The organism is Nocardia sp. NPDC004568, assembly GCF_040609955.1.
In the GTDB taxonomy this organism is placed as follows: Bacteria; Actinomycetota; Actinomycetes; order Mycobacteriales; family Mycobacteriaceae; genus Nocardia.
The window spans coordinates 1-5409 of sequence record NZ_JBEXLL010000156.1; the positions used below are offsets into that span (position 1 = coordinate 1).

At 69.2% G+C, this 5409-nt stretch carries 1 protein-coding gene; it reads left to right on the top strand.

The genetic code is table 11. From position 1 onward, the window contains the following. On the top strand, positions 1-5409 hold a 5409-nt coding region (locus ABZV91_RS32115; RefSeq protein WP_355249473.1), incomplete at both ends, for an amino acid adenylation domain-containing protein.

Here is a 5409-nt window from a genome sequence, read left to right on the forward strand (position 1 = left end):
CCGGTGGGTGTCGCGGGCGAGTTGTATCTGTCGGGCGTGCAGTTGGCGCGCGGATACGTGGCGCGGCCGGATCTGTCGGCGGATCGGTTCGTGGCTGATCCGTTCGAGGTTGCGGAGCGGATGTATCGCACGGGTGATCTGGTGCGGTGGACTGCTGCGGGTGAGTTGGAGTATCTGGGTCGTACCGATTTCCAGGTGAAGTTGCGTGGTCTGCGGATCGAACTCGGCGAAATCGAATCCGCCCTGCTGGCACAACCGCAGGTGGGTCAGGCCGTGGTGACGGTCGCGACCTCGCCGCTGGGCGAACAGCTCGTCGCCTATGTGGTGCCCGCGACGGGCGCGCGGATCGAATCCGGGGAATTGCTCGACGCGGTCCGCGCGGTACTGCCGGCCTACATGGTGCCGGCGACCGTGCTGGAGCTGGACGAGTTCCCGTTGAACCCGTCCGGCAAGCTGGATCGCAGGGCATTGCCGCAGCCGCAATTCCAGGCGCGCGAGTTCCGGGCGCCGTCGACCCCGATCGAGGAGATCGTGGCCGGTGTCTACGCCGATGTGCTCGGTGCGGACCGGATCGGTGCCGACGACGACTTCTTCGCCCTGGGCGGCAACTCGCTGATCGCGACCCAGGTCGCGGCCCGCCTCGGCCGGGCGCTGGATGTCGACGTCCCGGTGCGCACGCTGTTCGAGGCGCCCACCGTGGCCGCCCTGGCCGCGCGCGCGGAACTGCGGTCCGAGACCGGCGGGCGGGCCGCGCTGGTGCCGCAACCGCGTCCGACCCAGGTCCTGGAGTCGGGCGAGGTCGTGGAACGGGTGCCGCTGTCGCTGGCGCAGCAGCGGATGTGGTTCCTGAACCGGTTCGACCCGGATTCGTTCGTGGACAACATCCCGGTCGCGGTCCGGCTGTCCGGTGAGCTCGACACGGCCGCCCTGGCGGCCGCCGTCGGTGATGTGCTGGTACGGCACGAATCGCTGCGGACCTTCTACCCGGAGGTGGGCGGGACTCCGTTCCAGCAGGTGCTGCCGGCGGCCGAGGTGCTGCCAGAGCTGGCGCCGGTGGAGATCACGGCGGGCGATCTGCCCGCACGGCTCGCCGAGCTGGTGATGGCGGGCTTCGATGTGACCGCGAGCGTGCCGTTCCGGGCCCGGCTCTTCCGGCTCGGCGCGTCCGAGCATGTGCTCGGCTTCGTCGTCCACCACATCTCCGGTGACGGTTTCTCCATGGCGCCGCTGCTCCGCGACGTGGTGACCGCGTACGTGGCGCGTACCGCCGGCGACGAGCCCGGCTGGGCGCCGCTGGAGGTGCAGTACGCCGATTTCGCGCTGTGGCAGCGGCAGGTACTGGGTTCGGAAGACGATCCCGAATCAATGATCACCCAGCAGATCTCGTACTGGTCGCAGGAGCTGGCCGGGCTGCCGGATCAGCTGGAGCTTCCGGCGGACCGGGCGCGGCCCGCGATCTCGTCGGGCCGGGGCGCCACCCACGCGTTCGAGATCGACGCCGAAACCCATGCCGGGCTGGCCGAACTGGCGCGGACCGAAGGCGCGACCCTGTTCATGGCCGTGCACGCCGCCTTCGCGGTACTGCTGTCACGGTTGTCCGGGGAGACCGATATCGCGATCGGCACGCCGATCGCGGGTCGCGGTGAACGTGCCCTCGACGATCTGGTCGGCATGTTCGTCAACACCCTGGTGTTGCGGACGCCGGTCGATTCCGGCGCCGGGTTCACCGAGCTGCTGGGTTCGGTGCGCGGTACCGATATCGCCGCGTTCGGGCACGCCGATCTGCCGTTCGAACGTCTGGTGGAAATCCTCAATCCGGTGCGTTCGCAGGCCCGGCATCCGCTGTTCCAGGTGATGCTGGCGATGCAGAACACCCCGGCGGTGGACACGGAGCTGTCCGGGCTGGCGATCGGCGCGGTCGAGATGCCCCTGGAGACCGCGAAGTTCGATCTCCAGCTGGATCTCGGTGAGCGGACCGGAACGGCCGGGATCGATGCGGTCTTCACCTACGCGACCGATCTGTTCGACCGCGAGACGGTCGCGCAGTTCGCCCAGCGTTTCGTCCGGTTGCTCAAGGCCGTGGTGAAGACGCCGGAGCGGCCGCTGGGTGATCTCCCGCTGCTGGACGCGCTGGAGGCATCGGCGGTACTGCGCGGCGGGTACGGCCCGGAGCACGCGGTCGATCCGGACGCGACCCTGGCCGGTCTGTTCGCCGACCGGGTGGCACGCACTCCGCAAGCGCCCGCGGTGGCGTTCGAGGGGACAGGTCTGTCCTACGCCGAGTTCGCCGGCCGGGTGAACCGCCTGGCACGGCATCTGATCTCGCTGGGTGTCGGGCCGGATGTTCCGGTGGCCCTCGGCATGCGGCGCTCGGTGGATCTCGTGGTGGCGATGTACGCGGTGGTCACCGCCGGTGGTGCGTATGTGCCGCTGGATCCGGAGCAGCCGGCCGAGCGTACGGACTACATCCTGGCCACGGCCGACCCGGTCTGCGTATTGACGAGTTCGGCGGACGGATTCACCACGGCGGACCGTCCGGTGGTGGTCGTGGACGCGATCGACCTCTCGACGTACGCCGATACCGCGGTCACGGATGCGGATCGTCGTGCGCCGTTGCGGGCGTCGAATACGGCGTATGTGATTTTCACCTCCGGTTCGACGGGTCGTCCGAAGGGTGTGGCGGTGTCGCATGCGGCGATTGTGAATCGCCTGGTGTGGATGCAGTCGGAGTACGGTCTGGAATCCACCGACGTGGTGTTGCAGAAGACGCCGTCGACGTTCGATGTGTCGGTGTGGGAGTTCTTCTGGCCGTTGCAGGTCGGTGCGCGTCTGGTCGTGGCGAAGCCGGATGGTCATCGGGATCCGGAGTATTTGGCGGAGGTGATCGATGCCGAGGGTGTGACGGTGGCGCACTTCGTGCCGTCGATGTTGACGGTGTTCGTGGCGGCGCTGCCCTCCGATGCGGCGCGGTGTGGTTCGTTGCGGTTGGTGTTCTCTTCGGGTGAGGCGTTGGCGCCGATGCCGGCGCACCGGTTGCGGGAGTTGACCGGGACGGCTGTGCACAACTTGTACGGTCCGACGGAGGCCGCGGTGGATGTCACCTTCCACGAGGTGACGGAAGCGGACGTGGTGTCGGTGCCGATCGGTGCGCCGGTGTTCAACACGCGGGTGTATGTGCTGGATGCCCGGTTGCGGCCGGTTCCGGTGGGTGTCGCGGGTGAGCTGTACCTTGCCGGTACCCAGCTGGCCCGCGGGTATGTGGCGCGTCCGGATCTGTCGGCGGATCGGTTTGTGGCGGATCCGTTCGAGGTCGCGGAGCGGATGTATCGCACGGGTGATCTGGTGCGGTGGACCGCCGCCGGTGAACTCGAATACCTGGGTCGTACCGATTTCCAGGTGAAGCTGCGTGGTCTGCGGATCGAACTCGGCGAGATCGAATCCGCGCTGACCGAGATCGACGCGGTCGCGCAGGCCGTGGTGGTGCTCCGCGGTGACGCGCGCACCGGGGATCAGCTGGTGGGCTATGTGGTGCCGGCCGCTGGCGTCGCGGTCGAGACCGACGCGCTGCGCGCCGCCCTGTCGGGCCGGTTGCCCTCCTACATGGTGCCCGCCGCGTTCGTGGTGCTCGACGCCTTCCCGCTGAACGCCAGTGGCAAGCTCGATCGCCGGGCGCTGCCCGAACCGGTCTTCGCGGCCCGGGCGTTCCGGGCGCCGTCCACGCCGATCGAGGAGATCGTGGCGGCGACCTTCGCCGATGTGCTGGGCGTGGACCGGGTCGGCGCGGACGACGATTTCTTCGAGCTGGGCGGTAACTCCCTGATCGGTATGCAGGTCGCGGCCCGGATCGGCGCGGCACTCGGTACCCAGGTGGCGGTCCGCGCGCTGTTCGAGGCGCCGACCGTGGCCGCGCTCGCTCTCCAGGTGGAGGAGTCCGGTGGACGGTCCCGGCCGGAGTTGGTGGCCGGGCCGCGGCCGGAACTGGTGCCGCTGTCGTACGCGCAGCAGCGGATGTGGTTCCTCAACCAGTACGACACCTCGTCGGCGGCCTACAACCTGCCGATGGCGATCCGCCTCACCGGCGATCTCGACGTGGCGGCCTTGCGCGCCGCGCTCGGCGATGTGGTGGCCCGGCACGAATCGCTGCGGACCAGGTACCCGGAGCAGGGTGGCCGGCCGGTGCAGCAGATCCTGCCGGCCGAGCGCGCCGTACCGGCTCTGGAGCCGGAGCATGTGTCGGCGGACGAACTGGTGGCCCAGGTCGTCGAGTTCGCGGCGACCGGTTTCGACGTGGCCGCCGCCGTGCCGGTGCGGGTCCGTCTCCTCGCTGTCTCGCCCCGGGAATTCGTTCTGGTCGTGGTGCTGCACCACATCGCTGGTGACGGTTTCTCACTGGCTCCGCTGGCGCGGGACGTGATGACCGCGTACGCGGCGCGTGCCCAGGGCGAGCTGCCGGGCTGGGCGCCGTTGTCGGTGCAGTACGCCGACTACACGCTGTGGCAGCGAGAGGTGCTGGGCGCCGAGGACGACCCGGATGCCCCGATGGCCCGTCAGATCGCGTTCTGGCAGGACACGCTCGCGGATCTGCCCGACGAACTGGTGCTGCCCACCGACCGCCCGCGTCCCGCGGTGGCGTCGATGCGCGGCGCGCGGGTGCACGGCGAGCTGGACGCCGAGCTGGTGTGGGATCTGAACGCGCTGGCCCGGGCTCGCGGTGCCTCGATGTTCATGGTGTTGCATGCCGGATTGGCGGCGTTGCTGGCACGGTTGTCCGGTAGCGATGACATCGCGATCGGTACGCCGATCGCGGGTCGTGGTGAGCGGGCGCTCGACGATCTGGTCGGTATGTTCGTGAACACGTTGGTGTTGCGGACCGCGGTCGGGTCGGGCGAATCGTTCGCCGCGTTGGTGGATCGGGCTCGGCAGGTCGACCTGGATGCGTTCGGTAATGCGGATGTGCCGTTCGAGCGGCTGGTGGATCTGCTGGCGCCGGAGCGTTCGCAGGCCCGGAACCCGCTGTTCCAGGTGGCGCTGTCGTTCCAGAACCAGGAAGCGCCGGCGCTGGACCTGGCCGGGCTGACCGTCTCCGGGGTGGAGATCGCCGACGATGTGGCGCGCTTCGACCTCCAGTTCTCGCTGGCCGAAAACGGTGCGGGCGGGCTGGAACTGGTGGTGAACTACGCCACCGAACTGTTCGACGAGGCCACCGCGTCCTCGCTGATCACCCGATTCCAGCGGTTGCTGTCGGCGGTCGCCGCCGACCCGGACGCGGTGCTCGGCGATCTCGAACTTCTCGATTCGAGTGAACGTCGTGAGGTCCTGTCCCGCACGGGTGGTGCGGCGGTGCCGGCGTCGACGTTGCCGGAGTTGCTGGCCGCGGCGGTGGCGGTGGATCCGTCGGCGCCGGCGGTG